Source organism: Deinococcus aquatilis DSM 23025 (assembly GCF_000378445.1).
GTDB classification, from domain to species: domain Bacteria; phylum Deinococcota; class Deinococci; order Deinococcales; family Deinococcaceae; genus Deinococcus; species Deinococcus aquatilis.
This window is the reverse complement of the sequence record NZ_KB899736.1, coordinates 17,778-43,505: the sequence shown is the minus strand read 5'-3', so window position 1 is coordinate 43,505 and position 25,728 is coordinate 17,778. Positions and strand designations below refer to the sequence as shown.

Genomic DNA, 25,728 nt, shown 5'->3' with positions numbered 1-25,728 from the left:
GTCCCGAGACGCTGCTTTGCGAGGTAGGCATCAACGGTTTCAATGTGAATCCGATACAACCGGGCGACGACTTGACGGGGCTGTCCGCCTTCGATCGCAGCCACCACCCGTTCACGCAAATCCAGACTGTACCCTCGGCCTCCCACTCGTTTCATGTCATCATTATGACAAATGCTCTAAAGCTAAAATTCTGACGCCCGTTCCCACCTGCGCTTTTCCCACTCACCACTTCCCCTTTTTCGCCTATCCTCCCCCCATGACCCAACCTGCCCCATCCACCGTTCTCGCACTTGATGTCAGCAAGCGGCGCATCGGCTTTGCGGTCAGTGCCGGGGGGTTGGCTTTCGGGCGCGGCAGCATAGACCGCAAACGCCTACCCCTCGACCTGAAAGCGGTGCGCCTGCGCGTCAAGGAATCGGGGGCGGGGCTGCTGTTGCTGGGGCTGCCGCTGGACGCCGATGGGGGGCACAATGCTGCGCTGGACCGGGTGCGGGCCTTTGGGCGAATTTTGCAGGAGCAGGGTTACACGGTGGCCTATCAGGATGAGCGCTTTACCACGCAGCGGGCGCGGGCGCTGGGCGCAGCCGATGAAGACGAGGCCGCCGCCGTGCAGATTCTGGAACTGTATCTGATGGGCATTCAGCACAACGCGCCCGCCGAGGCCGAGTTCGACGACTGACCTTCGGATCAACCTCTGAATTCCGGCGCTGGGTGCGGGGTGTTCCTGCGGGCGTTCTGGATTTTGGCCCCGATTCGGCTGCCTGTCACTCTGAACCCGGTTCAATTTCCCGGTTTCCCGCTAGAATGCCTTCATACGCAGTTGTTCCCCAAGAATGGAGCCCAGAGCGAACCTGTCGTTCTTTCATTCTTTTGCACCCCTCTTTGGCCTGCCTGCTGTGTGCAGCGCGGCCACCTGCCCCGGAGGCCACCCATGCAAGGCAATATGATGGATGTACCGCTGACTGTCCCCTTCATTCTGGAACGGGCACGCACCACCTACGCCGCCCGCGAGGTCGTCAGTCTGCTGGTGGCTGGCCGCGACGAAGCTGGACAGCCGATTCCCCACCGTCACAGCACCACTTACGGCGCGGTGGCTGACCGTGCGCTGCGTCTGGGTGCAGGTCTGCTGGGCCTCGGTCTGAAGCCCGGAGACCGGGTGGCGACGCTGGCCGTCAATTCCTTCCGGCACCTGGAAGCCTATCTGGGCGTGCCCAGCGCCGGATTGGTGGTGCATACGGTGAATATTCGCCTGCATCCCGAGCAGATCGCCTGGATTCTGAACCATGCCGAAGACCGCGTGCTGCTGATCGAGAACATTTTTGCAGCCATGATTCCGGCACTGAAGGCCGCCTGCCCGCTGCTGGAGCAGATTTACGTGCTGGGGCCAACGCCCGCGCCCATCCCACTTCCCGGCGTGTCCGACTACGACACCTTTGTGATGGCTCAGGAACCTCTGGCCCGCTACCCACAGATTGCCGAAACCGATGCGGCGGCCATGTGCTACACCAGCGGCACCACCGGAAACCCCAAAGGCGTGCTGTATACCCACCGCTCCACGGTGCTGCACTCGCTGGTCAGTGCCCCCAAAGACGGCCTGAACGTGGGCGAAGCCGACAGCGTGATGCCGATTGTGCCGATGTTCCATGTGAATGCGTGGGGCCTGCCCTACACCTGTGCCATGTACGGCGCAAAACAGGTGTTTGCGGGGGCCTTCAGCGATGGCCGCACCCTGGCCGGCCTGCTGCAAAACGAGGCCGTGACCATCACAGCGGGCGTGCCGACCATCTGGATGGGCCTGCTGGGAGAACTGGACCGGGCCAGAGCTGAGGGCCAGCCCTACGACCTGCACGCGCTGGAGCGCCTGATCGTGGGGGGCAGCGCCGCGCCCGAAAGCCTGCTGCGGGCCTTCTCGGATCGCCACCACCTGACCATGCTGCACGCGTGGGGCATGACCGAAACCCACCCACTGGGCACGGCCAGCGGCGTTCCTGCCGGGGTAGACCCCACCAGCGACGAGGGCTTTGCGCTGCGGGCCAAGCAGGGCCGCGCCGTGCCACTGGTCTGGCTGGATCTGCTGTCGGAAGAGGGCGAGCGCTTGCCCCACGACGGCAAAACGATGGGCCGCCTGATCGCCCGTGGGCCGTGGATCGCCAATTCCTACTTCAAGGGCGAGGGCCAGAGCAATTTCTTTGAGCTGGACGGCAACCTGTGGTTCGATACGGGCGATATTGCCACGCTGGATTCACGCGGCTACATGCACATTCAGGACCGCTCCAAAGACCTGATCAAGTCGGGCGGCGAGTGGATCAGCTCCGTGGATCTGGAAAACGCGATCATGGCCCACCCCGCCGTGGCCCAGTGCGCCGTGATTGCCATGGACGATCCCAAATGGGATGAACGCCCGCTGGCCGTGGTCGTGACTCAGCCCGGAAAAAGCGTCACCCACGAAGAAATCATCGACTTTATCGCGCCCAAGTTTGCCAAGTTCTGGCTGCCTGACGCCACCATCACTGCCGAAAGCATTCCGATTGGGGCCACCGGCAAATTCCTGAAACGCGAAATGCGCGAGCAGTACAAGGATTTCAAGCCGGGGAACTGAGGGATTGAGGCCAGCAGTTCTGAGCCAGAAACTCTAAACGCCGACTCTTTTCTATTTTCTGCCATCCGCCGCGCCTCAGGTCAATCCGACTGGGGCGCGGTTCTGTTCACTGTGCCCCCTACGACTGCGCCGCCAACGTTTCGGCCTCCTGCAATTCCCCCCGCACCTGCTCCAGCGCCAGCCCCAGCAGATTCTGGCCCCAGCGGGCGCGGTTGGCTTCGGCGTCTGCTTCGCGGTAGCCGATGCCCCAGATGCGGTCTGACGGCGAGGCTTCCACCAGCGGCGCGTCGCCAGTTTCGAGCAGCACGGCGCGGAGTTTGGCATTCTGGCCGAATTTCAGCCGCAGCATGTCCAGCGCCACCTCAAAGCGCTTTTCTTCCCAGACCGCGTTGTCGTAGGGCGTGACCAGACGGCCCAGGCGTTTGCACTCTTCGGGCGTGGGCGCGGCCAGAATCGCGTCCAGGCGCACCTTGTCGCCAAAACATTCGGCTTTGCGGGCCATCAGGTACTGTTCGGCGGTGTGGTAGGTCAGGCCATCGGCGCTGAACACGCTGGGATGAAAGTTGGAAAAGGGATGTGCAGTGCGGTAAAAGTACACGGGAGCAGTCATGGAGACAGCCTGTCACGCGCCATGCCCTCCCGCATCGGTACTGTGGCCTAAGCCGCCCCAGCATCCCGGCGGGCTATACTGCTCTGCTATGCCGCGCCCCTCCCGAACCCCTTTCCGCCCCAATGGTCGCTCTGATCCCAATTCGCCCTTCAAGCGCAAGGCCAGCAAACCCAAAGGCGATTTCCGGGAGCGGCAGCCCGCGCACGAATACGTGCTGGACGTGTTGCCGGGGCTGGAGGCCATCGCTGAAAACGAACTGGCCGATGTGCCGTTGGCCCGCGATATTCGGGGACTGCGTTTCTGGTATCCCGGCGATATGGAGCGCCTGAACCGCCTGAAATCGGTGGTGGCCGTGTACCGCGTCAAGGCCTGGGATGTGCCGCGCCCACGCGGGTTTCTGGGCAACCAGCAGCTCAGCGAGTTGGCGACCTTTGTGGCAGAAGTGGCGCGGGTGGGCGGTCATAAATCCTTCCGGCTGGGCGCGGCGGGCAAGGAATCCAGCGTGATGCAGCGCCTTGCCTCCGAACTCGAAGGACTGATCGACCTGCCGCACCACGCCGAGGAAGGCGAATTGCTGCTGAGGTTCCGGCCCGAAGAACATGGCGAAGGCTGGGAAGTGCTGGCCCGCATGACGCCCCGGCCCCTGTCGGCGCGGGCGTGGCGTGTATGCAACATGAACGGCGGCCTGAATGCAACGCTGGCCTACGCCCTTCTGAAACTGGCCGGACAGCGCGACGAAGACCGGATTTTTAACCCCATGAGCGGCAGCGGAACCCTGCTGATCGAACGCGCCCTGATGGGGCCAGCGGCGGCGATGGTGGGCGTAGACATCGACCCCGCCGCTGTGGAATGTGCCCAGCGCAACCTCAAGGCTGCCAAGCGTGAAATAGAGGTGGCCTGCGTGGACGCCCTCAGCACGGGCCTGCCAGACCGTTCCTTCGACCTGATTCTGGCCGACCTGCCGTGGGGCGACGCCATCGGCACGCACGGCGGTAACGAGGTGCTCTATCCGGCCTTCCTGAAGGAGATGTACCGCCTGCTGAGCCGCCAGGGACGCCTTGCTGTGATCACGCACGAAATCAAACTGTTTCAGGGCTTACTCGAAGACAGTACCGAGTGGTACGCCCGAGAACTGTTTCAGGCCTACAGCGGGGGGCATCATCCCAAGGCGTATCTGCTGAGCAAACGGTAAAGAGGGTGTGGGGGGTAGGAAAAGAGCGAGTGTGGAGCATAGACCGTGGGAAAAGCTAAACCACAATCCACGTTCTACAATCCACGCTCCTTTACTCTAGGGGCATGACATCTACTGGGGCGGGCTTACGCTGGGGCATCTTGGGCGCGGCGCGGATTGCGCGGGCACTGATTCCGGCCATTCGGGCAGCGGGCGGAGAAGTGACCTTTCTGGGCGTGCGCGAGCCGAACTCCGAGCGGGCGCGGGCTTTTGCCGCCGAGTGGAACATTCCGGTGGTGGGCAGCTATGCCGAGGCCATCGCCTCCGATGTGGACGCCATCTACAACCCGCTGCCCAACGACCTGCACCTGCCCCTGACCCGCGACACCCTGCGGGCTGGAAAGCATGCCCTGACCGAAAAGCCGTTTACCCTGAACGCGCAGGAGGCCGCCGAACTGGAACGCGAGGCGCAGGCAGCGGGCCGGGTACTGCTGGAAGCCTTCGCTTACCGCTTTCAGCCGCATGTAGAGCGCATCGTGGAGTTGGTGCGCGGCGGAGAACTGGGCGAGATCCGGTCTTACCGGGGCGCGTTCGGTTTTCCCCTGACCAACCCCGACGACTTCCGCTGGGAGGCCAGCAAGGGCGGCGGCGCACTGTTTGACGTGGGCACCTACACGGTCAACCTGATGCGTCTGCTGCTGGGCGAACCCCAGGCCGTGAGCGCCCGCGCCCGCTGGACAGAAGGCGGGGCCGCGTCGGGCGTCGATGTGGGCCTGAGCGCCGTTCTGGATTACCCGCAGGCTCTGGCAAGCATCGACTGTGCCTTCGATTGGGGAGACACGGCCACCCAGCGGCTCACCGTGATCGGCACGCGGGGCACGTTGGAGATGTCGGGGGTATTCCACAGCAACACCGATCATCCCGGTGCATTCACCATCACCAATGCCGCCGGGTCACGGCAGGAAACCTTTGGGCCATTCAATGCCTACGCGGGCATGGTCGCCCATTTCCAGCGGGTGGCATTGGGGCAGGAAGCGGCCCTCTATCCGCCCAGCGACGCTGTGGCCCATGCCCGCGTGCTGGACGCCCTCTTCGCCTCGGCCCGCACGGGAGGAAGGGTGGAGATCGGGGCTTCCTGAGCTGAAGAGAGGCCAAGATTGGGCGTCTGATACGGCATGAAAGAGAGTCCGTACCTGCTGGTCGTCTGCTCTTCCACGAGGTAGAGGGACGATTTGGGGGCAGAGGTCACCTGTAAGGGGCGAACCCCCCAGTTTCCCAAAGTCACTTTCACGCCGTATCACACAGACCTGGGCGGGTTCTTTAGGCCGTCTATCAGCTCAATTATTCATATTCACGCTACGGTCCAGCAGAGCAGTTGTGCCCATGACGGCCTCCTGTGGTCAACTGCTCTAAATTGGCGCGTCTTCTGCAAATTTCGGCTCCCGCTTTTCGCGGAGGCTGGCGAGGCCCTCGCGCACGTCGGGGCCAGTAAAACCCAGGAACTCCAGCGCGAGGCTGGCGTCGAAGGTCGGGCCTGCGGCACGGAGCCAGTTGTTCAGGGCGTATTTGGTCCAGCGTACGGCGGTGGGACTGCCTGCCGCCAACTGGCGGGCCACCTTCCAGGCGCGGTCCAGCAGTTCGTCGTCGGGTACGCACAGGCTGACCAGCCCGATGCGCTCGGCTTCCTCGCCCGAGACGGGTTCTCCGGTCATCAGGTGGTATTTGGCTTTGTTCAGCCCGCACAGCAGCGGCCAGATGATCGCCGCGTGGTCGCCTGCCGCCACACCCAGGCGCACATGGCCGTCCAGCAGCCTCGCTGTTTTGGCGGCCACACTCACGTCGGCCAGCAGGGCCACAGCCAGCCCAGCGCCCACGCAGGGGCCGTGAATGGCGCTGACCACAGGTTTTCCGCAGTTGATCACGTTGTATACGAGGTCGCGGGCTTCTCGCCAGACGCGGGCCAGCGCCGTGAAGTCGGAGGCCATTTCTTCGATCAGTTCAAAATCGCCCCCCGAAGAAAAGCCGCGTCCCTCGCCCCGGATCAGCACGCAGCGCACACCCTCGGCGGCGTCTATATCGCGCCAGACCACCGTGAGGGCGCGGTGGGCGGCGGCGTTCACGCTGTTCAGGGTGCGGTCGTTTTGCAGCACCACTTCCAGAATGCCGCCCTCATGCAGTTGCAGGTGCAGGCCGGGATACGCGCCAGGGACAGTGAGCTGAGCAGCACTGGGAGAATGAAGAGTCATGCGCTGAGGCTAATACAGATCAGGTGAGGCTGGGGCAGATAGAAAGACACCCGCAACACAGGTACAGGTTCCCGGCAAGACTTGATCCCCCTGATCGGGTGTACAAGACATTGAGTCAGAAAGATCGGGCACAGCCGTTACCATAAAGGCGTTTCAGATCCAATTGACAATTCATTCTCATTCTGGAGATTCCATCATGCCGACTGCATTTCTTCGCCTGTCTGTTGCTTTGGCCGCCCTCTGCGCTATTCTGACTGCCTGCCCCAGCGACCTACCGCCCCCGCCGCCGCCCGGTGTGCAGGTCAACGTGACCGATCCGGATAACGGAAAGAATTTCAGCTATTACTCCGATAACTTTGTTCCTGTACGGGTGCCCCTCGCCTCTGCGCCCCAATCGGCTGCCGAAGCCCAGATGCTGGCAGCCATCAATGCCGAACGCGCACGCGGAGGCGTCTGCCCGGCTGCTTCGGGGGGCACGGTCACGTTTCCGGCCCGCGCTCCCTTCATTTTTGAAGGGCATCTGCATGCTGCTGCCAGTGGGCATGCGGCCTACATGGCCTCCAAGAACCTGATCGATCATATCGGTGCAGGGGAAAGCACGCCTGCCAGCCGGATGGTCGCGGCAGGCTATACCCCTGCGCCGCCCTCACAGAAGCTGGTGATTTTTGAAGAATCGCTGGCGCTGAACATAGATCAGAGCGCCGAAGTGATTGCGGCCTGGAAAACCAGTGTGCGGCCCTCTTCGATGTTCTGACAGACGGCAGCGCGGCCCGCAGTCAAAATGGAAATGTGGTGGCCTGGGTGCTGGACATAGGCGGCATCATCTCCAAGTAGCTGCGCCACAAACAGGCAGGACGGGCCAGAGAGTGGAAGCCCGTCCTGCCTTTGTTTTTCCTGCTGCTCAGCCCAGTTTGCGTTTCAGGTAATCGTCGAGTTGTGCCAGTTGCAGATTCAGGTCGCGTTGCAGAGCGTCGATTCGGGCGTTGGTGGCCGCCAGATCGGAAGGGCTGAGTTCTTTCCCCAGTCCCAGCGCTTTGGGAGCCTGCACCTGCGTCTCCAGCAGGGAGAGGCGCTGATCGAGGTGCGTCTGCAACTGCGCGAAGCGGCTGCCTTCCTGACTGTCGAGGCTGACACGCAGGCCTTCCATATCGCGCAGCAATTTGGCGCTGTCGGCCTGTGCCCGCAGCCCGGTCACGCCTGCCCAGAAATAGAACACCAGGGCAAGCACCAGCCCCAGCAGCAGCAAAATCAATCCCAGTGGCACGCCCGTATAGGTCACGAAGCCCAGGCTGAGGGTGTGGGGAAAGGTCAGAGCATTGATATTGAGGATGCCGAACAGCATCAACACCACCACAATGACAATCAGGACAATGGTACGCATATCAAGCAAGGTAACACCCCGGCCAGCAGAAGAGGCCGGGGGAGGATTGCGATAAAGTTCACGTTAAAAACGGAGATCAGTTCACGCGGTCAAGGATCAGGTCTTCGGGTGCGGGTGCGGCGGCCTGCAAGGTTAGTCCGGCGGTCAGCAATGTGCGGGCCACCTCCAGCCCCCGTCCATCCCGGTGATACAGGCGCAGCACTGCCTCTCCGGCCTGTACCGCGTCGCCGGGTTTCTTCAGCAACTCCACGCCCACGCCGTGATCGATGGCCTCACCTTTGCGCTCACGCCCGCCGCCCAGCACCAGCACGGCGCGGCCTACGCTCAGGGCGTCGATGCTGCCCACAAAGCCGCTGCTGGTCGCCAGAATGTCCTCTCTGCCGGGGGCCACATCAAACTTTTGGGGATCGTCCACGTAGGTGGGGTCGCCGCCCTGTCCCCCGATAAAGGCCCGGAATTTGGCGAGCGCGGAGCCGTCTTGCAGGGTGGCGCGGGCGCGGGCCTCGGCCTGCTGCTCGTCTTCGCCCTGCGCCGCCAATGCCTCCACCGCCAGCGATACGCACAGTTCGGTCAGGTCGTGGGGGCCGTGACCGCGCAGGGTGTCCAGCGCTTCCAGCACTTCCAGACTGTTGCCCGCCATGAATCCCAGCGGCGCGTCCATGTCGGTCAGTACGGCCCGCACCTGCCGCCCGGCCCGGTTGCCGATGTCCACCATCGCCCGCGCCAGCCCGCGTCCATCGGCCAGCGTTTTCATAAATGCGCCCGCGCCTACCTTCACGTCCAGCACCACCGTATGTGCGCCCGAGGCCAGCTTTTTGCTCATGATCGAACTGGCGATCAGGGGCAGGCAGTCCACGGTGGCAGTCACGTCGCGCAGGGCGTACAGCTTGCCGTCAGCGGGGGCGAGGTCTTTGCTCTGGCCCACCAAGGCCAGTCCAATCGTACGAGCCTGCGTCAGAAAGTGGGCTTCATCCAGTTCCGAAGTCCAGCCCGGAATGCTTTCCAGTTTGTCTATGGTGCCGCCCGTGTGGGCCAGTCCGCGCCCGCTCATCTTGGCCACTGTGAGGCCCAGCGCGGCCAGCATCGGCGTCAGGATCAGGCTGGTCTTGTCGCCCACGCCGCCCGTGGAGTGCTTGTCTACGGTGTTCGGCAGGTCGCCCAGTTCCATCTGGTCGCCGCTGGCCGCCATCACCAGGGTCAGGTCGGCGGTTTCCTGTGGGGTCATGCCCTTCAGGTACACCGCCATCAGCCACGCCGCCACCTGATAATCAGGCACGTCGCCCCGTGTGTAGCCCAGCACCATCGCTTCCAGTTCTGTGCGGGAGTGCTCTTGACCGTCGCGTTTTTTCTGGATCAGGTCAGGAATATGCAGTTTCGGAGTTGCGGTCATACGGCAGTGTACGGGGCGCGGCGGGGCCGGGGCCGTGAATCTTTGGGCTTACTTCAGCTTTCACTGCTGGGCTGAACGTCACTCTTCCAGCCGATTTTGTCGTGTGTACCGTCGCAATACGGTTTGTGGCTGCTGCCACCGCAACGGCACAGGGCGGCGCGAACTTCCCGCACGAGGCCTTGAGGGGTGATCAGGGTCAGGTCGCCGCGCACGATCAGGGGGCCGTCCGGCAACGGAGAAATGGTGGTGGTTGGGTCGGGCGTCTCGGCGGGGCCAGCCTCCAGCACGTAATGCAGCGCTCCGGTGGGGCAGGTTCTGACCACAGCGGCCACCGCTTCGGCCTCGGCGTGGGCAGGCTGAATCCAGGGGCGGGCCTGCGGATCGAACACCTGCGGCAGTCCACGCACGCAGTTGGCGACATGGCGGCAGCGCACGGCGTCGTAATACACGGTGATGCCGGGGGCGGTGTACGCCCTGCCGCTGGTGGTGGCGTCGGCGGGTCGGGTCATGCTTCAGTTTAACAAACGGGAGTTTGACCAACAGGCCGCTCACTGATCCGCGTCCCCATCTCCGAGCGCTGCACCCCAGTTGAGCTACCCTGCACCTATGCGGGTATTGGTCACGGGGGCAACAGGCTTTTTGGGTGGTGTGGTCGCCCGCGAGCTGGCCGCGTCCGGTCATGAGGTGGTGGGCGTGGGGCGGGACGCCGTGCGGGGTTCGGCCCTTGGAGAAGCTGGCGTGCGTTTCGCGGCGCTGGAGTTGCGGGACGCCGCAGGGCTGACCGGGCTGATCGCCGGGGCCGACGCCGTGGTGCATTCGGCGGCCCGCTCGACGCTGTGGGGCCGCTGGGCCGACTTTTATGCCGACAATGTGGAGGTCAGCGCGGCAGTGGCGCGGGCCTGTGCCGGGGCGGGCGTGCGGCTGGTGCACATCAGCACGCCCAGCGTATACAACGCCACCGGCCTCACGCACAACATCCCGGAAAGTACCCCGCTTGGCCCACCCCAGTCTCCACACTTCGACTCTTTATATGCCCGCAGCAAATATCTGGCCGAACTGGAAGTGCAGGCCGCGTATCCCGAAGCGACTCTGCTGCGTCCACGCGGTATCTACGGCCCCGGCGACACCAGCATTTTGCCCCGGCTGGCGCTGGCGTTGCGGGCGGGTCGCCTGCCCCGGCTGGACGGCAGGGGAGAGGTTCACACCGAACTGACGCACGTTCGGAACGTGTCTGAGGCGGTGAGATTGGCCCTGCTGCGGCCTGCTCCGGGCCTCTTCAACATCACCGATGGCGTCACCATTCCTATCTGGGCCACCCTGGACCGCCTGGCCGATGCGTTGGCCGTGCCGCGCCCCACCCGGCAGGCCAACCCCCGCGTGCTGGAGGCGGTGGCCCGCGTGCTGGAGGGCGTGTACGCGCTGCACCCCCGCCGCCCGGAACCGCCCCTCACAGCCAGCGGTGTGCGCCTGCTGACGCGGGGCATGACCCTCGACCTGACCCGCGCCCGCCAGCGCCTGGGGTACGCGCCCGTGGTACATCCCGATCAGGGGTTAGAGGAAGCGATAGGAGCCGTAGCCCATGCCTGAGCCTGTTTCCTCCAACCCAATCCCATCCAGCCCCCTCCCCTTCAGTCCAGTCACCGTTCGGGTCGTTCCCCTCGCGGCGGGCGAATGCCTGAATCTGGCCGCCCTGACGCAACGGGGGGCGGCGTGGCGGGTGCAGGCGTACCCGGCGGGATTCGCGCTGCTGCTGCACCCTTCTGGCCCCGTGCTGCTGGACACCGGCTACGGCCCACAGGTGCCCCGGCTGATGCGGCGCTGGCCCGGTGTGCTGTACGGCCTGATTACCCCGGTTCGGTTGGCGGCGGGAGGCACGGCGGCGGCGCAACTGGCCCGGATGCGGCTGGATGTTCGGAGCATCAAAACAGTGATCGTGTCTCATCTGCACGCCGATCATGTGGGCGATCTGCGGGCGTTTCCGGGGGCGCGGTTCGTGCTGGACGGCGCGGCCTATCCGCCCCTGCGCGGCCTGAAGGGACTGCGGGCGGTGCGGCGGGCCTTCCTGCCCGAGCTGTTGCCGCCCGATTTCGAGGCCCGCACGAACGCGCTGCATTTTGCCCCGGCCCCCGCGTGGCTGGCCCCCTTTGCCGAGGCCGCCGACATTTTTGCCGATGAAAGCGTGTGGGCGGTGCGCGTGCCCGGTCACGCCCCCGGCATGATCGCCCTGATCGTGCGCGAGGCGGCGGCGGGTGAGGACGGCTCCGAATGGACGCTGCTGGCAACCGACGCCGCGTGGAATGTGCGTGCGTTGCGTTTGCCCAGAGGAGAAGGGGCCGAAGGCGAACAGGACGGTGAGGTGCATCCACTGGCCCGCATCGCCTTTTTTGATGTGGAGCAGGAGCGCCGCAGCCGCCAGCAGTTGCAGGACTGGCTGGCCCGCCATCCCCGCGCCCGCGTGATCGTGAGCCACGACCTCCCCGAAAGCCGTTTGGCCCAGCCATGAACGATGCCCTCGCTGCCGTCTGGTACGCCCTCGCGGAAGGCCGTCTGCATTTCCGCACGCGGGCGGCGCTGGAACGGCATCAGCAGCGGCTGGCGCGGGAGCAACTGCGCTGGGTGGCCGCGTACAGTCCCGCCGTGGCGGCCCGGTTCCGTGCTGCGGGCCTCGGCCTGAGCCAGTGGCACAGCCTGCCGCCCACGGGCAAAGCCGAGATGATGGCGCAGTTCGACCACCTGAATACCGCCGGACTGAAACTGGCCGAGGTGCTGGCACTGGCCCGCTCTGCCGAAGACCAGCGCGATTTTTCCGGCCAGTTGCGCGGCGCGGCCCCCTCCGCCTTTGCGGGGCAACCCCTGACCGTGGGCCTGTCCAGCGGCACCAGCGGCACACAGGGCGCGTTTCTGGTGGGTACCACCGAGCGCCAGCGCTGGGCGGGCGTGGTGCTGCGGCATCTGCTCCCGCCGCCTTTTTTCCGCAGTCTGCTGCGCCCCCAAAGGGTGGCCTTCCTCCTGCGGGCCGAGGGAGGGCTTTACCGCAGCGTGCAGAGTCGCCGGATCAGTTTTACTTTTCTGGATCTGCTGCGCCCCGTGCCCGAACTGGCCGCCGCCCTGAGCGCCGCCGACCCGACCCTGCTGGTGGGGCCGCCCAGCGTGCTGCGGGCGCTGCTGGAGGCCGGAGCCGTGGCCCGCCCAGAGCGCGTGGTGTGCGTGGCCGAGGTGCTGGAACCCGATGACCGCGCCGCTCTGGAGGCCGGATTTGGCCCGGTGGTGCAGGTCTATCAGGCCACCGAGGGGCTGTTGGCGTTGCCCTGCTCACACGGGCATCTGCACCTCAACGAAGCCCACGTTCACTTTGATCTGGAGGCGCTGGGAGACGGGCGTTGGCGGCCCATCATCACCGATTTACGCCGCCGGGTTCAGCCCATGATTCGGCACCGACTCGACGATATTTTGCATCTGGACGGTGCGGCTTGCCCCTGCGGCAGTGCGGCGCGGCGCGTCATTCGCATAGAGGGAAGGCAGGACGACGCGCTGGCTTTTGCCAGTCCCTCCGGGTCACTGGTCACGGTCTGGCCCGACTTTGTGCGGGCGGCCCTGAACCGGGTGCCGGGGTTGCGGGAATACCGCGCCGAACAGACGGCCCCGCACACGCTCCGGCTGCTGCTTGACCCCGATTCGCCCGAGGTTCGCGCCCACGCCGCCGCCGAGGTCGCCGCTGCCCTGACCCGCGCTGGGGCCGATGCTGGGCGCGTCCACCTGACTTTTGGCCCGCTGTTACCCGCACCGCCCGGAACCAAACGCCGCCGGGTGCTGCGCCGCCGTGAGGCAGGATCTTCTCCCATTGCCGAGGTCAATTCATGACTATTCCGATTGCCGCCGTTCTTCCGATTCGCATTCTGGGCACGGGGCAGGCGTTGCCCAGCCGCGTGGTGCCCACCGCCGAGGTTGCCGCGCTGTGTGGCCTGACTGCCGAGGCTGCCGAGGCCCGCACCGGGGTCCGCGAACGCCGCTGGCTGTCTGGATCAGAAACGGCGCTGACGCTGGGGGCACAGGCGGCCCGGAATGCACTGGCGGCGGCGAATCTGGCCCTTGAAGATGTGGACGTGCTGCTGAATGCCAGCGGTTCTCAGGCCCAGCCGATTCCCGACGGTGGGGCGCTGCTGGCCCGCGAACTGGGCCTCAGTGGGCGGGCGGCCTACAGCATTCACGGCACCTGCCTGAGCTTTTTGCTGGCGCTGCAACACGCGGCCCTCCTGATCGGTTCGGGGCAGGCGGCGCGGGTGCTGATCGTCAGTACCGAGGGCGGCAGCGTGGGCCTGAACATGGCCCAGCCCGAAAGTGCCCTCCTGATCGGTGACGGCGCGGCGGCGGTGGTGCTGGGGCGGGCGGTGCGCCCCGGTCAGGGCCTTCACGCGGCCCGCATCGAAACCTATCCCGAGGGCGCGGATCACACCCGCATTCAGGGCGGCGGCACCCTGCGCCATCCCCGCAACGCCGCCGTGCAGCCGCAGGAATACCTGTTCGATATGCAGGGCCTCGGCGTGCTGAAACTCGCCAGCCGCGTTGTTCCCGCCTTTCTGGAGCGCCTGCGCCCGGGCCTCAGCACCGGTTTGGCGGGCATTTCCCGCGTGGTGCCGCATCAGGCCAGCAAGGTGGGGCTGGATCTGCTGCGCCGCTACGGTTGGCCCGAAGACCGGGTAGAAGTGACCCTGCCTACGCTGGGCAACGTGATCGCCGCGAGCCTGCCCCTCACGCTGCATCAGGCGCTGAGTACCGGGCGGGCTGGGGAGGGCGACACCGTGTTGATGGTGGGCACCGGGGCGGGCCTGACGGCGGGCGGGCTGATTCTGGAACTCTGAGCTTGAAGAGGTTTCATTTCTGTATTCCTTCCCTGCTGCTACGGTTTTCCCCCACCCCCCAGCCCCCGCCCCCAAAGGGGTCAGGGGAGCGAAGCGCTGCGCTCGGCAGGAGTGATCTTGTCGCGTTTTGACTCGGCCAGATCGTCCGTTTGAAGCTGAATCGCCAGTCGTCTTGATGTTGGAATTGGCCCGCCCACTGCGTGGACGACGGCCTCACACGCACTTGGGCGGGAACGGTTTGGGGGGTGTGGCCCTCGGCCCTTGTGGGACTCGTAGAACTGCACTGTAGAGGAGCGTTTATTGATCCCTGTTGGGCTGAGCACCGTTCTGGCAGAGGCATGACCCCCCCGTCTACTTCGCAGCCAGCCCCCTTAAAGGGGAGCGCACCAGCTTTGGTCCTCCCCTTTAAGGGGGGGCGTTGCGTCAGCAACGGGGGGGGTTAGGCCACCAAGCATTCAAAGTGTTGCAATAGGTTACAGCGGGGAAGCTCACCGACTCATTTTTCTCCTGTATGACAGACCACCACACCGCCTAGAATTCACCTCCACCACGCTGTTCCCACTTCCCACTCACCACTGACCACTCACCGAGGGTTGTACTCTTCCCATGCCCACTCCATCCCTTCCCCTGACCGGAAAAGTTGCCCTTGTTGCCGGAGCCACACGCGGCGCTGGGCGCGGTATCGCCACCGAACTGGGCGCACTGGGGGCCACCGTGATCTGCACGGGCCGCAGCACCCGCCCCAGTGCAGACGGCCCAGACTTAGACGGCACAGGCCCCAGCGATCTGGGCCGACCCGAAACCATCGAAGACACCGCCGAACTGGTCACGGCAGCGGGCGGCGTGGGCGTGGCGCGGCGTTGCGACCATTCCGACGAAGCACAGGTGGCGACCCTGATGGAGTGGGCATGGGAAGAGTACGGCGGCTTCGACATCCTGATCAACGACATCTGGGGCGGTGAATCACTGATGGAGTGGGGCAAAAAGTTCTGGGAACAGGACCTGCACCGGGGCCGCCAGATGCTGGAACGGGCCATCTGGACGCATATTCTGACGGCCCACGCGGGCTTGCCACTCCTGCGGGCGGGTGGATTGGTGGCCGAAATTACTGATGGCGACGGCTGGTATTACCGGGGCAATTTCTTTTACGACCTCGCCAAAACGGGCGTGATGCGTCTGGCTCAGAACTGGGCCAGCGAGCTGAAAGACGACCCCCGCGCCATCACCAGCCTCAGCGTCACGCCCGGATTTCTGCGAAGTGAGGAAATGCTGGCCCACTTTGGCGTGACGGAAGACACCTGGCGGGAAGCCGTGAAGCAGGAACCCGACTTTGCCGAGTCCGAAACGCCGCATCTGGTGGGCCGGGGCATCGCGGCGCTGGCTGCCGACCCCACCAGACGCCGATTTGATGGGGCGGCCCTGGCCTCGTGGACTCTGATGGACGAATACGGATTGGCCGATATAGACGGCAGAAAACCGCACTGGGGCAACTGGTACCGGGAGCAGGTGAAGCCGAGGCTTTGAGCGTGTGCCCTCCCAGTCTCATGTCATCCTGAGTTCATGCCCCCAGACCTGCCCCCGCCCGAACAGTTCGAGCCGGAGACCCGCGCCGAGTGGCGGGCGTGGCTGGCCCAGAACCACGCTTCGGCGCGGGGCGTGTGGCTGGTTCTTCGCAAAAAGGCCGCACCGGTGCCCAACCTGAGCTGGGCCGAGGCGGTGCAGGAAGCCCTCTGTTACGGCTGGATCGATAGCAAACCCCGCAAGATGGACGACACGCGTTCGGCGTTGTACTTTGCGCCCCGCAAGGCGGGCAGCGGCTGGAGCGCCGTCAACAAGGGCCACATAGAGAGGCTGGTGGCGGCAGGCCAGATGACGGCGGCGGGGCAGGCCCGGATAGACGCGGCCAAAGCTGACGGCTCGTGGACGTTGCTGGACAGCTCAGAAGCCCTCGAAGTGCCGGAGGACCTGAAGGCCGCCCTGAACGGCGTTTCCGGCGCATGGGAGCAGTGGAACGCTTTTCCGGCCAGCGCCAAAAAAGCCCTGTTGCAGTGGATCGCGCAGGCCAAAACCGCCGCGACTCGCTCCAGACGCCTCACCGAAACGGCGGAACAGACCGCGCAGGGCCTTCGGGCCAACACTTGGAAACAGGGGCGTTAACCTTTCCACAATCCAGTTTCCCAAACTGTCTCCTGCTTTATTCGGTAAAGTACCCGCATGGAATACCGGAACCTGGGCAAGAGTGGCTTGAAAGTCAGTGAAGTGGCGTTGGGCGGTTGGGAAACCTATGGCCGCAGCGTGAATGAAGCGCAACTGGTGCGCGACATCGTGATGAAGGCGTACGAGGAAGGCGTGAATTTCTTCGATCAGGCCGACGTGTACGCCCGTGGCAAATCCGAAGAGATGATGGGCGCGGTGCTGCGCGAATTGCCCCGGCACACGCTGGTCATTTCCAGCAAGGTCTTCTGGCCCATGAGCGACGACGTGAATGACCGGGGCCTCAGCCGCAAGCACATTCTGGAAAGCATCGACGGCAGCCTCAAGCGATTGGGCACCGATTACCTCGACATCTATTTTGCCCACCGCTACGACCCCGATGTGCCGATGGAAGAAATCGTGATGGCCTTCGATCAGGTCGTGCGTTCGGGCCGCGCCATGTACTGGGGAACCAGCATGTGGCCCGCTGCCCGAATTGCTCAGGCTGTGGAATTTGCCCGCGCACACGGCCTGCACGCCCCCGTGACCGAGCAGCCCGAATACTCCATGCTGCGCCGCGAGCGCGTGGAAAAAGAAATCCTGCCCTACACCGGGGATGCGGGCGTGGGCCTCGTGGTCTGGAGTCCTTTGGCGATGGGCCTGCTGACCGGCAAATACGATGAAGGCAAGCCCGAAGGCGCACGCCTGACCGAGAACGAGAACTGGAGCAAGAACTTCCTGACCGATGAAAACATCCAGAAGGTGCGCGACCTGAAACCCATTGCCGACGATCTGGGCATCACGCGGGCACAACTCGCCTTGGCGTGGATTCTGCGTCAACCCGGCGTCAGCAGCGTGATTACTGGGGCCACCAAGGTCAGCCAGATCGAGGACACCGTGAAGGCCGCCGGAGTGCGCCTCAGCGAAGACGTGAACAGCAAGATCGAAGCTGTGCTGACCCGCTGAGACGATAAAGTCGCGTGTAGACCCCCCAGTCGGATTTGCCGCCAGCCCCCCTCAAGGGGAGCGCAACAGCCCTTGTCCTCCCCTTTAAGGGGGGGCGTTGCGCCAGCAACGGGGGGGTTCGCCTTCCACCCTTTCCCGGCCTGCCCCCACAGCAGGTCGGGTTTTCTTTTCCCCTGCCGCCAGTCTGCAACTTTCGCCGCTCTCGCTCGGCCCTTCCGCGCCCTATGCTGACCAGATGACGCAGCGGCCTTCCTCTTCACTACCGGCCATAGAAACGCGGGAACTTCAGAAGGTGTACCGGGGGCGAGCAGTTGTGGACGGCCTCACGCTGACCGTGCAACCCGGCGAGGTGTTCGGATTCCTCGGCCCCAACGGTGCGGGCAAAAGCACCACCGTCAAGATGTTGCTGGGGCTGGTGCACCCCAGCGGCGGAGAAGTGCGCGTACTGGGCGGCCATCCCTCTGACCCCGCCGTGCGTTCCCGGCTGGGATTCCTGCCCGAACAGTTCCGCTTTCAGACGTGGATGACCGCCGAAGAATTCCTGAGTTTTCACGGACGGCTGGCGGGCCTGCGGGCCGACGAACTCCGCGCCCGCATTCCGCAGGTGCTGGAAACGGTGGGCCTCGGCGGGCGCGGCGCAGAGTCTCTGGGCGGCTATTCCAAGGGAATGTTGCAGCGGGCGGGGCTGGCCGGGGCGATTCTGGCGCGGCCCCAACTGGTCTTTCTGGATGAACCCACCAGTGCCCTCGACCCGATTGGGCGCGTAGAAGTGCGCGAGATCATCGAGGGGCTGCGGGCGCAGGGTGTGGCGGTGTTTCTGAATTCTCACCTGCTGTCGGAAGTGGAGCAGGTGTGTGACCGGGTGGCCTTCGTGAAGGCGGGGCGGGTGCTGCGGCAGGGCAGTATGCGCGAACTGATGGGCGATGTGCTGCCCGTGGGCGTGCGGGTAGACCGCCTGACGCCACCGCTGCTGGAAGCGTTGGCCCGCATTGGCGAGGTGCGCCACACCGACACCCAGAACGCCGACCACGCCGATATAGAACTGTGGGTACAGCGCCGCGAGGATGTGCCCGCGCTGGCCAACGCCGTTCATGCTCACGGGGCGCGGCTCTATGCCCTCACGCCGCGCCGCCCTGATCTGGAAACCATGTTCCTCGAACTGATCGAAGATACGCCCGAAGCCACTTCGCCGCGTCAGGAGGCTGCCCATGTCTGATTCAGCTCTTTCTACGCCCCAGACGCCTTCGTTCGGGCGCAATACCCTGCTCATCGCAGAACTTTCTTTGCGCGAGGCTGTTCGCAAACGGCTGGTCATCGTGCTGTTGGTGCTGACTGGGGCCTTCGTGGGCTTTTACCTCTACGGCATCTTCCGGCTGGAGGGCACGCTGGATCAACGCGCCATTGACGCTGGGCTGGATGGCCGCAGCATCAGCGGTTTAGCCAACGCGCCCATCGTGTACGCGTCGGCGTTCGGTATGTATCTGGTGTTTTTTCTGGGGTCGCTGATGGCCGTGCTGTCTACAGTGGGCGCGGTCAGTGCCGACGTAGAAAACGGCGTGATGCAGAGCGTGATCGCCCGCCCGGTCACGCGGGCCGCGCTGGTGCTGGGGCGCTGGTTGGGCTTTACTATCGTCAACGTGTCGTATATCGCGCTGGTCAGTGCGGCCCTGTTGGGCGGGATTTATCTCATTACCGGGTTCGTTCCGCCTGCGCCGCTGCCCGCTGTGGGCCTGATCCTGCTCGCCATCGTGGTCATCACGGGCCTCACGGTTCTTGGAAGCACGCTGTTCAGCACGCTTGCCAACGGCATCGGCGTGTTCGTGCTGTACGGTGTGGGTTTTGCGGGCGGCATTCTGAGTACCATCGGTTCGTTTGCCGACAGCCCCACCTTGGTCACGCTGGGCAAGGTCGCCAATTTTGTCATGCCCACCAATGCGCTGTGGCTGGGGGCCAGTTATCACCTCCAGAATGCGGCGGTGCTGCAACTCGGAGAGATGGCGCGGGGCGCAAATCCCATCTTCGGCAGCGAACCGATTGCGGTGGGGCTGGTGCTGTGGGCCTGTGCTCTGGCGATTCTGGCCGTGCTGGCCGCCATGTGGAGGTTCAGCCGCAAGGACCTGTAGGACGGACTTATACGGATTTGACTGGCAGTACTTCGGCCAGCCAATCACGTTCATGAATGTCGTCCCGCTGGACACCGCCCGTATTGGGGCGCGTCACAAAGCTCATCAGGGGCCAGACATACCCATGTGCACTGAGGGCATAACGTCCGTGCTCTTTGGCTCCCGGTACCCGGCCACCACTGCTCTGATAGGCCACGCTCACCTCGTCTCCGGGCTGTAAGCCGCTCAGTTCCGAGTTGGTGACCGTGCCTGTAAACGTCCGGGCAGGGTCAGCGACCTCGCCCGTCCATGCTCCCCGGATAGCCACGACGCTGGATGTATTTGTTTCTGGGGTCATTGGCCCATGACAACAGACCCCGCGTGAGGCGAATGTGCCGCCTGTACGCAGGGTCTTCAGAAAAGCTCAACAGTGAAGGGTCTTATAAGTCCAGAGGGTCGGGATGCTTGGAAGCGTTCTCGGCTTCTTCCAGATGGTTGGGGCGGCGGTAGAGCTTGTCTCGGGCAGCCTCGTCACCTACGCCCGCCGCCTTGTCTGTGGGGGTCAGCTTTTCATCGCTGTGCTCGACGGTAGGGTTGGGGTTGGTCAGGGTCGTCTTGTCGTCGGACTGCGTCATGGGTTGAGTCTCCTTGCTGAACTGAACCGAGCTGGGCTGCACTGCACTGGTCTGTACGTTCTGGGTGGGGCGCGGCATGGCATCTGGAACGGTGGGTTCCGTGGCTGCCGGGTATGTGGGCGGGGTCTGCGCTCCAGCCTCCTGCCGCACGACCGAACCGCCCTCTACAGGCTCCGCTGCTGCCGTGTTCAGTTCCTGAATCAGGCGCTCGCGGGCGCTGATCTCGTCGTCTATGCGGCGGATGTCTTCCTGAACGCTCTCCAGCACGCTGACGTCGGCCCCGGCATGATAGGAGCGGCCCAGGCGGGCAAACAGGCCGTCTTGCTCCCGCGTGAGCTGGAAGACTTCGACCCGGAGTTTGGTCACCTGAGCGACTTCCTCGCCCCGGCGCTGCACGCGTTCGGCTCCCCGGCGCACACTGTTCAGAATGTTATCCAGCATTCCTCAAGTGTGCCGCCCCGCACCCGGCAATGGGTGAGGGGCGGTTTAGAGAACACACGGTGAGAAGGCACCTGGCAGGGGTGGGCAGCTCGAATGGGCCAGGGGCCACAAACCCTCAGGCGCAGACTTTCATCGGCCACCACACCCTTCCCACACCCTCTTCAGGCCAGTTCGTTTTCCAATTTGCCCGGCTGCTGCTCCTGCACGTGCTCCAGCAGATGCGCCAGCGCCAGGGGAATGGCGGCGTCCCAGCCCTGAGGGTGGCAGGCGGCGGGATAGGGCACGGGCGGCGTGTGGGCCTCGCGCTTAAATCCGGCCAGCAGTTCGCTGAGGCGGCGGTCGTCGGCGGCGCGGGCCACGTCGAACAGGGCGCGGGCCACCTGCCCTGCCTGCGCGTTCAGGCCGTAGCGGTGCATGCCCAGCGCGGCTGCGGCGGTGTCGTGCGGCCACACGCTGCCGTTGTGATAGGACACCGGGTTATACCGAATTTCGCCCTCGCCCAGCGTGCGAATGCCCCAGCCGCTCCAGAGTTGCTGGCCCAGCGCTGTAGCGGCCACCTGCGGCGCGAATTCGGGCGGCACAATGCCCGTCCAGAGCGTGTGTGCCGGGTTGCTGACGAGGACTTTCAGGGGCTGTTTATCTCCGTTCAGGCCATGCACGTAGTAGTTTTTCTCGGGCCACCAGAAAGCCGCGTGAAAGCGTTCGCGCAGTTGGGCGGCGCGGGTCTCCCATTCCGCCGCACCCGCCTCTTCGTTCAGCAGGCGGTACATCCGGGCAGCAGCGAGGTAGGCGGCGTAGGCGTAGCCCTGCACCTCCACGACGGCCACATGCCCGCTGATATCCACTCCCTCAGCCGTAAAGGTGGAGTCGCCGCTGTCTTTCCAGACGGCGTTGGTAATCCCGCCGGGGTCGGGGGTGTATTCAATCAGGCCGTCTCCATCGGGGTCGCCGTCGGTCAGGCACCAGTTCAGGGCCGCTTCCCACTGCGGGCGCAACTCGCGGGCAATGTCGGGGTGCGCGGCGCTCAGCTCGCCCACCAGCCACACGAACAGGGGCGTGGCGTCGGCGGTGGCGTAGTAGGGGCGGTGCGGGGTGTGCCCCATACGCGTCAATTCCCCGATGCGCTCCTCATGCAAGATCTTGCCGGGTTCTTCCAACGTCGATCTGTCGTACTTGCTGCCCTGCCGCGCTGCGAGGTAACGGGCCACCGTCAGCGCCAATTCGGGCAGATGATCTTTGACCATCAGGGAGATAATCAGGCTGTCGCGGCCAAACGGAGCCACGAACCACGGCAGGCCCGCCGCCGGAAAGCGGCCCTGATCGGTCTGAAACGACAGGCTCCGCAGGTCTTCGATGCTCTGATCCAGCACCTGTTGATCCAGCGGGTCGGAGAGTTTGAGGTTCAGTGCCCCGTGTAGCGCGTCGTATTCGGCGGCCAGAGCTGCGGGGTCGCCGGTGGTGGGCTGCTCGCTCCCTTGCAGCGGAAACACGCTGACCTGAATTCGCGTCTCGGCTTCCGTGAGGTGCCAGATCAGCTTCTCGCCGTCCCAGGCGGCAGCGGGCGAAACATGCACCAGAGCGCGGCTGTGCAGCCCGTCTCCGGCGACATAGCTGAATTCCACCCCGCCAGGCACCTCCTGAATGCTCACCATGCGTTCTCCGAGGCCGCCGGGCCAGCCGCGCACCTCGAACATATCCACGAAATCGGCGGCCAGCGCCAGCGTCAGGGTGTGCGGGCCTTCACCCAGATAGCGGGTCACGGTCAGGGTGTCCCGAATTTCGCTGCCCGTCAGCGTCAGGTCGCGGGAAAGGCCCACTTTCATGGTGTAGCCCACGTTGGCATTGGCGCTGTGTTCGTGCAGCCAGAAGGGGTAGCGTTCGTGCTGCAGGAGGTGTTGCGGGCGCTCGCCGTCCAGGCGCCATTCGTAGCGGCTCAGAAAGCGGGTGTCGCGGCGGTACAGGCCACTCTCGCCCTCGGAAATGTCGTAATGACGGTCTCCCACGAGATACAGATCATTTTCTTTGAGAACAGTGCGGGTATTGAGCATGGACGCTCCTTGGGGGCGGCGTGTGGCGGGAAGGAAAGCGGAAAACTGCGGGACAGGGCGGAAGCTGGAGGAAACTCAAACGTTCAGATTGTAAGCGGTTACAGAGGCAGAGTGTTCTGAGTTTTGGCAAGAGGGGAGAGGCGAAGGGGGATTGATCTTTGTTGGGCTGGGTCACGTTCCGGGCGTAACCCCCCAGTCGGCTTCGCTGCCGGCCCCCCTCCCTTCGGGCTGTACCAGTCAAGTGGAGCACCAAAAGCGCAGTTGTCCGGGGGGTGGGGGGGGTCGTGTTGCCCAGCCTCAGCCCTTCACAGCGCTGTCGGAGCCTGTATCCACGAAGTACCGCTGGAAAATGATGAACACGATGATCACGGGAATGGCCGACAAGATCGCGCCCGCCAGAATCAGGCCGTAATCGCCCTGCCCGCCGTAGAGCTGCGAGAAGCTGGAGAGGCCCACCGTCAGGGTGAAGTCGGTGTTCTGGCGCAGCAGCACCAGTGGCCAGAAAAAGTCGTTCCATGCGCCCTGAAACTGCGTGATGGCGAGGGCGATCAGGGCGGGGCCAGCCTGCGGCAGCATCACCCTCCAGAAGGTCGTAAAGGGGCCTGCGCCGTCTATGCTGGCCGATTCTTCCAGCTCTTTGGGCATCCCCTCAAAAAACTGCTTCATCAGAAAGACGCCGCCCGCCGCCACGAGGCCGTTAAACCACAGCCCCCAGATGTTCAGCAGGCCCAAATCCTTGAGCAGCACGTAGTTGCTGACCAGATTCACCTGACTGGGCACCATCTGCACAAACAGGACGGCCCCCAGAAAGATCAGGTTTTTGCCGGGAAACTCCATGCGGGCCAGCGCGTATCCGGCCAGCGAGCAGAACACTATGGCGGCGGCCACGCGCAGAAAGGCGTACAGGAACGAATTCAGCACCCAGGAAAAGAACAGGCTGCGGCCCGATGTGGGGTCCATCGTTTCGTTGAAGGCGCGGCGATAGTTGTTGAAGGTGTAGCCCAGAATGCCGGGGGTGATGTTACGGAAGGCGAACGAGCGGTCAAAATTCTGCTTATCGCTGGGCGGCAGGGTGCTGTTCACGATGGTCTGCCCGCGCTGTACGTCCACCTGCATCGGCGTGCGCTCGAACAACGGCCCGCGCAGATAGTAGTTCTCGCCTGCCTTGACCAGTTCCACCTGCTGGGTTTCGCTGAGTTCGTATTGCTTCTCCTGTGCGGCGGGCGTATCCAGCGTCACCTTCACGATTTCGCCGCCCGGAAGCTGCGCCTTCACGTCGCTGTCGGGTGTAGTCAGCTTGGCGCGGATCACCTCGCCCGTTTGCGCGGTCAGCACGGGGTAGCTGACGGTGGTGCGGTAAATCTTGGTGTCTCCACTCTGCGAAACCTGTACGGTACTCAGCTTGGCGTAATCCTTGGCCTGTGCCTGGCGGGCAATTGCCACCAGACTCACGGGCTGATAAGGAAACAGGCTCACGGTGGGCGCGTCCTGCGGGGCGTCTGCCGGAGAGCGCACCGAGACCTCGAAGACCACCTGACGGCCCGGAGTCAGGCCACCGTTCCAGCCGTTGCTTCCGCCCTGCACGCCCAGGTTGTAGGCGCGGCTCACGTACTGCGCCGTCAGTTGCGGAATGACCAGCTTGGGCGGGTACTCGTTGGGGTTGTCCTTCATGCTGCTCAGCAGGCCCATCAGGAATGGTCCCAGAAAAAAGAAACTCATGACCAGCATGAACACGTACAGCCAGCCTGCCCGCGCCCAACGCCGCCGCGCAAGCCACGCATCGTTGCCCGAAGCCGCCGCCCTGCGCTGTGCCTGAATGACCGTCATACTGCCGCCTCCTGCCCAGAACTCTCTGAACTTCCTGAAGAAAAGTTGCTGCGGGCCATCTCAGTTGGCTTCCGGGGCCACAAAGAATTTGCGCTGAATAAAGACCATCGACAGGATGATCAGGGCCAGAATGATGGCCGCCGCCGAGGCCATGTTCACCGGGGCCGCGCCGTTCTTGAAGGTATTGGTGTACACGTAGTAGGCCAGCGTAATCAACGTGTCCTGCGGGGCCGCCGAGCCGATCACGGCCACCTGATCGAACATCTGCATGGTGCCGATCAGTCCCACCGTCACCACATAAAAGGTCACGGGGCGCAGCATCGGAACCGTCACGTTCATCAGTTTCTGATAGGGCGTGGCCCCGTCGATGTCGGCGGCTTCGTACAGAGAGCCGGGAATACTTTGCAAGCCCGCCAGAAAGAACAGCATCAGCGTGGGCACGGTGGTAAAGGTGTTCTGAATGATGACCACCAGCAGCGGAATACTCAGCACCCGCACGCCGCCGATACTGATCCACTTGTCGGCAAAGTACTGGTAGTCGTAGGGAGCCACTTCGCGCAGACCGATGACTCCGGTGGAATTGAGTACGAAGACCACCACGAGGGCAATCAGGGCGCTCACGGCGGCCAGCGCCGGATCAAACCAGCCTGCGGGCAGCTTGCGCGACCTCTCCCACAGCACCTGCGCCACCTGCACCACGATCAACACGCCCAGAAAGGCCAGAATCAGGGGCTGGGCCGCCTGCCACTGGGTAATCAGGTAGTTGGCGATGCCCCGGCGCTGAAACAGCCACAGAAAAATCAGGGTAATGACCACGCTGGACGTGATGGAAGGCATGTACCACGCCGAGCGGAAGAAGGCCATGCCGCGAATCCGGTTGTTGAGGGCCACCGCCATCAGCAGCGAGAACACGGTTTGCAGCGTGGTGGTCACGATGGCAAAAATCAGGCTGTTGGCCAGTGCCCGCCGGAACGATGGATCGGCCAGCACATCCACATAAGGCTTGATGCCAATGAGTTTGGGCGTATTGAAAAGGTTGAAATCGGTAAACGAATAATAGATGGCGCGGGCAAAGGCATAGAAGAAGAACACCAGCGTAGTGATCAGAAATGGAGACAGGAAGAGCAGGGCCGTGGTGGTGGTCTGGCTCTGCTTGGATCGGGTCGCCTTCGGCCTGATTGAAGGAGGCTTGGCAGTGGGATCGGTGGTGGTCATAGGCCCTCCAGCAGCGGTGGAAAACAATGGCAGAGGGCCGGGGGC

The 25,728-nt window shown here is 64.2% G+C and carries 25 protein-coding genes; 14 read left to right on the top strand and 11 right to left on the bottom strand.

The window, feature by feature from the left end; all coding sequences use genetic code 11:
- Nucleotides 1-155, bottom strand: a 155-nt coding sequence (locus tag F561_RS30555) for an IS630 transposase-related protein (RefSeq protein WP_425386927.1), incomplete at its 3' end; no start/stop codon positions are given.
- A gap of 101 nt (nucleotides 156-256) precedes the next feature.
- Between F561_RS30555 and ruvX the strand changes: the two genes are divergently transcribed.
- Together ruvX and F561_RS0118730 are read left to right on the top strand one after the other, a co-directional pair.
- Entirely contained in the window at nucleotides 257-679 is a 423-nt protein-coding gene (gene ruvX, locus F561_RS0118735; protein ID WP_019011505.1) for a Holliday junction resolvase RuvX, read from the top strand.
- A 252-nt stretch (nucleotides 680-931) separates the two neighbouring features.
- The gene (locus F561_RS0118730) at nucleotides 932-2,599 is read left to right on the top strand and encodes a long-chain fatty acid--CoA ligase (protein ID WP_019011504.1); all 1,668 of its coding nucleotides are present in this window, start codon (nucleotides 932-934) and stop codon (nucleotides 2,597-2,599) included.
- 118 nt (nucleotides 2,600-2,717) lie between these two features.
- On the opposite strand, the gene F561_RS0118725 is transcribed toward F561_RS0118730, so the two are convergent.
- On the bottom strand, nucleotides 2,718-3,209 hold the full coding sequence (locus F561_RS0118725; RefSeq protein ID WP_019011503.1) for a riboflavin biosynthesis intermediates N-glycosidase: 492 nt from the start codon (nucleotides 3,207-3,209) through the stop codon (nucleotides 2,718-2,720).
- Between the two features lie 88 nt (nucleotides 3,210-3,297).
- Between F561_RS0118725 and F561_RS0118720 the strand changes: the two genes are divergently transcribed.
- Together F561_RS0118720 and F561_RS0118715 are read left to right on the top strand one after the other, a co-directional pair.
- A complete protein-coding gene (locus F561_RS0118720; RefSeq protein ID WP_019011502.1) occupies nucleotides 3,298-4,401 on the top strand; it encodes a methyltransferase domain-containing protein in 1,104 nt (367 codons plus the stop codon).
- 104 nt (nucleotides 4,402-4,505) lie between these two features.
- A complete protein-coding gene (locus tag F561_RS0118715) occupies nucleotides 4,506-5,519 on the top strand; it encodes a Gfo/Idh/MocA family protein (protein WP_040381222.1) in 1,014 nt (337 codons plus the stop codon).
- A 270-nt stretch (nucleotides 5,520-5,789) separates the two neighbouring features.
- Here the strand turns inward: F561_RS0118715 and F561_RS0118710 are convergent, their stop codons facing one another.
- The gene (locus F561_RS0118710; protein ID WP_019011500.1) at nucleotides 5,790-6,626 is read right to left on the bottom strand and encodes an enoyl-CoA hydratase/isomerase family protein; all 837 of its coding nucleotides are present in this window, start codon (nucleotides 6,624-6,626) and stop codon (nucleotides 5,790-5,792) included.
- A gap of 196 nt (nucleotides 6,627-6,822) precedes the next feature.
- On the opposite strand from F561_RS0118710, the gene F561_RS0118705 reads away from it, so the two are divergent.
- Complete coding sequence (locus F561_RS0118705; protein WP_019011499.1) at nucleotides 6,823-7,380, top strand: CAP domain-containing protein; 558 nt, start codon at nucleotides 6,823-6,825, stop codon at nucleotides 7,378-7,380.
- A gap of 147 nt (nucleotides 7,381-7,527) precedes the next feature.
- On the opposite strand, the gene F561_RS0118700 is transcribed toward F561_RS0118705, so the two are convergent.
- The 3 genes from F561_RS0118700 to F561_RS0118690 all read right to left on the bottom strand — a co-directional run bounded on the left by F561_RS0118700 (nucleotide 7,528) and on the right by F561_RS0118690 (nucleotide 9,906).
- Nucleotides 7,528-8,007: a hypothetical protein gene (locus F561_RS0118700; protein ID WP_019011498.1), complete on the bottom strand. Its 480-nt coding sequence runs from the start codon at nucleotides 8,005-8,007 to the stop codon at nucleotides 7,528-7,530.
- A gap of 76 nt (nucleotides 8,008-8,083) precedes the next feature.
- Nucleotides 8,084-9,397, bottom strand: a complete 1,314-nt coding sequence (locus F561_RS0118695) for a thymidine phosphorylase (protein WP_019011497.1) — start codon at nucleotides 9,395-9,397, stop codon at nucleotides 8,084-8,086.
- A gap of 53 nt (nucleotides 9,398-9,450) precedes the next feature.
- Complete coding sequence (locus F561_RS0118690) at nucleotides 9,451-9,906, bottom strand: (4Fe-4S)-binding protein (RefSeq protein ID WP_019011496.1); 456 nt, start codon at nucleotides 9,904-9,906, stop codon at nucleotides 9,451-9,453.
- Nucleotides 9,907-10,003: 97 nt separating this feature from the next.
- On the opposite strand from F561_RS0118690, the gene F561_RS0118685 reads away from it, so the two are divergent.
- The 9 genes from F561_RS0118685 to F561_RS0118645 all read left to right on the top strand — a co-directional run bounded on the left by F561_RS0118685 (nucleotide 10,004) and on the right by F561_RS0118645 (nucleotide 19,538).
- Entirely contained in the window at nucleotides 10,004-10,984 is a 981-nt protein-coding gene (locus tag F561_RS0118685; protein ID WP_019011495.1) for an NAD-dependent epimerase/dehydratase family protein, read from the top strand.
- Complete coding sequence (locus F561_RS25990) at nucleotides 10,977-11,900, top strand: MBL fold metallo-hydrolase (RefSeq protein ID WP_019011494.1); 924 nt, start codon at nucleotides 10,977-10,979, stop codon at nucleotides 11,898-11,900. The genes F561_RS0118685 and F561_RS25990 overlap by 8 nt, the downstream gene beginning before the upstream one ends.
- Nucleotides 11,897-13,258: a F390 synthetase-related protein gene (locus F561_RS0118675; protein WP_019011493.1), complete on the top strand. Its 1,362-nt coding sequence runs from the start codon at nucleotides 11,897-11,899 to the stop codon at nucleotides 13,256-13,258. The genes F561_RS25990 and F561_RS0118675 overlap by 4 nt, the downstream gene beginning before the upstream one ends.
- Nucleotides 13,255-14,256, top strand: coding sequence for a 3-oxoacyl-[acyl-carrier-protein] synthase III C-terminal domain-containing protein (locus tag F561_RS0118670; RefSeq protein ID WP_019011492.1), 1,002 nt, complete (start codon nucleotides 13,255-13,257; stop codon nucleotides 14,254-14,256). Before F561_RS0118675 ends, F561_RS0118670 begins: the two co-directional genes overlap by 4 nt.
- Before the next feature lie 606 nt (nucleotides 14,257-14,862).
- On the top strand, nucleotides 14,863-15,780 hold the full coding sequence (locus F561_RS0118665; RefSeq protein WP_019011491.1) for an SDR family oxidoreductase: 918 nt from the start codon (nucleotides 14,863-14,865) through the stop codon (nucleotides 15,778-15,780).
- 36 nt (nucleotides 15,781-15,816) lie between these two features.
- Nucleotides 15,817-16,413, top strand: a complete 597-nt coding sequence (locus F561_RS0118660) for a YdeI/OmpD-associated family protein (RefSeq protein ID WP_019011490.1) — start codon at nucleotides 15,817-15,819, stop codon at nucleotides 16,411-16,413.
- A 57-nt stretch (nucleotides 16,414-16,470) separates the two neighbouring features.
- Complete coding sequence (locus F561_RS0118655) at nucleotides 16,471-17,415, top strand: aldo/keto reductase family protein (protein ID WP_019011489.1); 945 nt, start codon at nucleotides 16,471-16,473, stop codon at nucleotides 17,413-17,415.
- Nucleotides 17,416-17,650: 235 nt separating this feature from the next.
- Nucleotides 17,651-18,631 (top strand): ABC transporter ATP-binding protein, encoded by a 981-nt coding sequence (locus tag F561_RS0118650; RefSeq protein ID WP_040381220.1) that lies wholly within the window; start codon nucleotides 17,651-17,653, stop codon nucleotides 18,629-18,631.
- Nucleotides 18,624-19,538 carry an ABC transporter permease gene (locus tag F561_RS0118645; RefSeq protein WP_019011487.1) on the top strand — a complete coding sequence of 305 codons (915 nt, stop codon included), beginning with the start codon at nucleotides 18,624-18,626 and terminating at the stop codon, nucleotides 19,536-19,538. The genes F561_RS0118650 and F561_RS0118645 overlap by 8 nt, the downstream gene beginning before the upstream one ends.
- Nucleotides 19,539-19,545: 7 nt before the next feature.
- Here F561_RS0118645 and F561_RS27380 read toward each other — a convergent pair whose 3' ends face one another.
- The 5 genes from F561_RS27380 to F561_RS0118620 form a co-directional block, all read right to left on the bottom strand.
- Complete coding sequence (locus tag F561_RS27380) at nucleotides 19,546-19,875, bottom strand: hypothetical protein (RefSeq protein WP_019011486.1); 330 nt, start codon at nucleotides 19,873-19,875, stop codon at nucleotides 19,546-19,548.
- Between the two features lie 82 nt (nucleotides 19,876-19,957).
- Nucleotides 19,958-20,593, bottom strand: coding sequence for a hypothetical protein (locus F561_RS27375; RefSeq protein ID WP_019011485.1), 636 nt, complete (start codon nucleotides 20,591-20,593; stop codon nucleotides 19,958-19,960).
- Between the two features lie 161 nt (nucleotides 20,594-20,754).
- Nucleotides 20,755-22,641: an amylo-alpha-1,6-glucosidase gene (locus tag F561_RS0118630; protein ID WP_019011484.1), complete on the bottom strand. Its 1,887-nt coding sequence runs from the start codon at nucleotides 22,639-22,641 to the stop codon at nucleotides 20,755-20,757.
- A gap of 297 nt (nucleotides 22,642-22,938) precedes the next feature.
- Nucleotides 22,939-24,468, bottom strand: a complete 1,530-nt coding sequence (locus F561_RS0118625) for a carbohydrate ABC transporter permease (protein WP_019011483.1) — start codon at nucleotides 24,466-24,468, stop codon at nucleotides 22,939-22,941.
- Between the two features lie 60 nt (nucleotides 24,469-24,528).
- On the bottom strand, nucleotides 24,529-25,683 hold the full coding sequence (locus tag F561_RS0118620; protein WP_019011482.1) for a carbohydrate ABC transporter permease: 1,155 nt from the start codon (nucleotides 25,681-25,683) through the stop codon (nucleotides 24,529-24,531).
- Between the last annotated feature and the right edge of the window lie 45 nt (nucleotides 25,684-25,728).

Excerpts from the sequence above, each read along its gene's own strand:
- ruvX (WP_019011505.1), top strand. The coding sequence starts at position 257 with ATGACCCAACCTGCCCCATCCACCGTTCTCGCACTTGATGTCAGCAAG.
- F561_RS0118730 (WP_019011504.1), top strand. The coding sequence starts at position 932 with ATGCAAGGCAATATGATGGATGTACCGCTGACTGTCCCCTTCATTCTG.
- F561_RS0118725 (WP_019011503.1), bottom strand. The coding sequence starts at position 3,209 with ATGACTGCTCCCGTGTACTTTTACCGCACTGCACATCCCTTTTCCAAC.
- F561_RS0118720 (WP_019011502.1), top strand. The coding sequence starts at position 3,298 with ATGCCGCGCCCCTCCCGAACCCCTTTCCGCCCCAATGGTCGCTCTGAT.
- F561_RS0118715 (WP_040381222.1), top strand. The coding sequence starts at position 4,506 with ATGACATCTACTGGGGCGGGCTTACGCTGGGGCATCTTGGGCGCGGCG.
- F561_RS0118710 (WP_019011500.1), bottom strand. The coding sequence starts at position 6,626 with ATGACTCTTCATTCTCCCAGTGCTGCTCAGCTCACTGTCCCTGGCGCG.
- F561_RS0118705 (WP_019011499.1), top strand. The coding sequence starts at position 6,823 with ATGCCGACTGCATTTCTTCGCCTGTCTGTTGCTTTGGCCGCCCTCTGC.
- F561_RS0118700 (WP_019011498.1), bottom strand. The coding sequence starts at position 8,007 with ATGCGTACCATTGTCCTGATTGTCATTGTGGTGGTGTTGATGCTGTTC.
- F561_RS0118695 (WP_019011497.1), bottom strand. The coding sequence starts at position 9,397 with ATGACCGCAACTCCGAAACTGCATATTCCTGACCTGATCCAGAAAAAA.
- F561_RS0118690 (WP_019011496.1), bottom strand. The coding sequence starts at position 9,906 with ATGACCCGACCCGCCGACGCCACCACCAGCGGCAGGGCGTACACCGCC.
- F561_RS0118685 (WP_019011495.1), top strand. The coding sequence starts at position 10,004 with ATGCGGGTATTGGTCACGGGGGCAACAGGCTTTTTGGGTGGTGTGGTC.
- F561_RS25990 (WP_019011494.1), top strand. The coding sequence starts at position 10,977 with ATGCCTGAGCCTGTTTCCTCCAACCCAATCCCATCCAGCCCCCTCCCC.
- F561_RS0118675 (WP_019011493.1), top strand. The coding sequence starts at position 11,897 with ATGAACGATGCCCTCGCTGCCGTCTGGTACGCCCTCGCGGAAGGCCGT.
- F561_RS0118670 (WP_019011492.1), top strand. The coding sequence starts at position 13,255 with ATGACTATTCCGATTGCCGCCGTTCTTCCGATTCGCATTCTGGGCACG.
- F561_RS0118665 (WP_019011491.1), top strand. The coding sequence starts at position 14,863 with ATGCCCACTCCATCCCTTCCCCTGACCGGAAAAGTTGCCCTTGTTGCC.
- F561_RS0118660 (WP_019011490.1), top strand. The coding sequence starts at position 15,817 with ATGCCCCCAGACCTGCCCCCGCCCGAACAGTTCGAGCCGGAGACCCGC.
- F561_RS0118655 (WP_019011489.1), top strand. The coding sequence starts at position 16,471 with ATGGAATACCGGAACCTGGGCAAGAGTGGCTTGAAAGTCAGTGAAGTG.
- F561_RS0118650 (WP_040381220.1), top strand. The coding sequence starts at position 17,651 with ATGACGCAGCGGCCTTCCTCTTCACTACCGGCCATAGAAACGCGGGAA.
- F561_RS0118645 (WP_019011487.1), top strand. The coding sequence starts at position 18,624 with ATGTCTGATTCAGCTCTTTCTACGCCCCAGACGCCTTCGTTCGGGCGC.
- F561_RS27380 (WP_019011486.1), bottom strand. The coding sequence starts at position 19,875 with ATGACCCCAGAAACAAATACATCCAGCGTCGTGGCTATCCGGGGAGCA.
- F561_RS27375 (WP_019011485.1), bottom strand. The coding sequence starts at position 20,593 with ATGCTGGATAACATTCTGAACAGTGTGCGCCGGGGAGCCGAACGCGTG.
- F561_RS0118630 (WP_019011484.1), bottom strand. The coding sequence starts at position 22,641 with ATGCTCAATACCCGCACTGTTCTCAAAGAAAATGATCTGTATCTCGTG.
- F561_RS0118625 (WP_019011483.1), bottom strand. The coding sequence starts at position 24,468 with ATGACGGTCATTCAGGCACAGCGCAGGGCGGCGGCTTCGGGCAACGAT.
- F561_RS0118620 (WP_019011482.1), bottom strand. The coding sequence starts at position 25,683 with ATGACCACCACCGATCCCACTGCCAAGCCTCCTTCAATCAGGCCGAAG.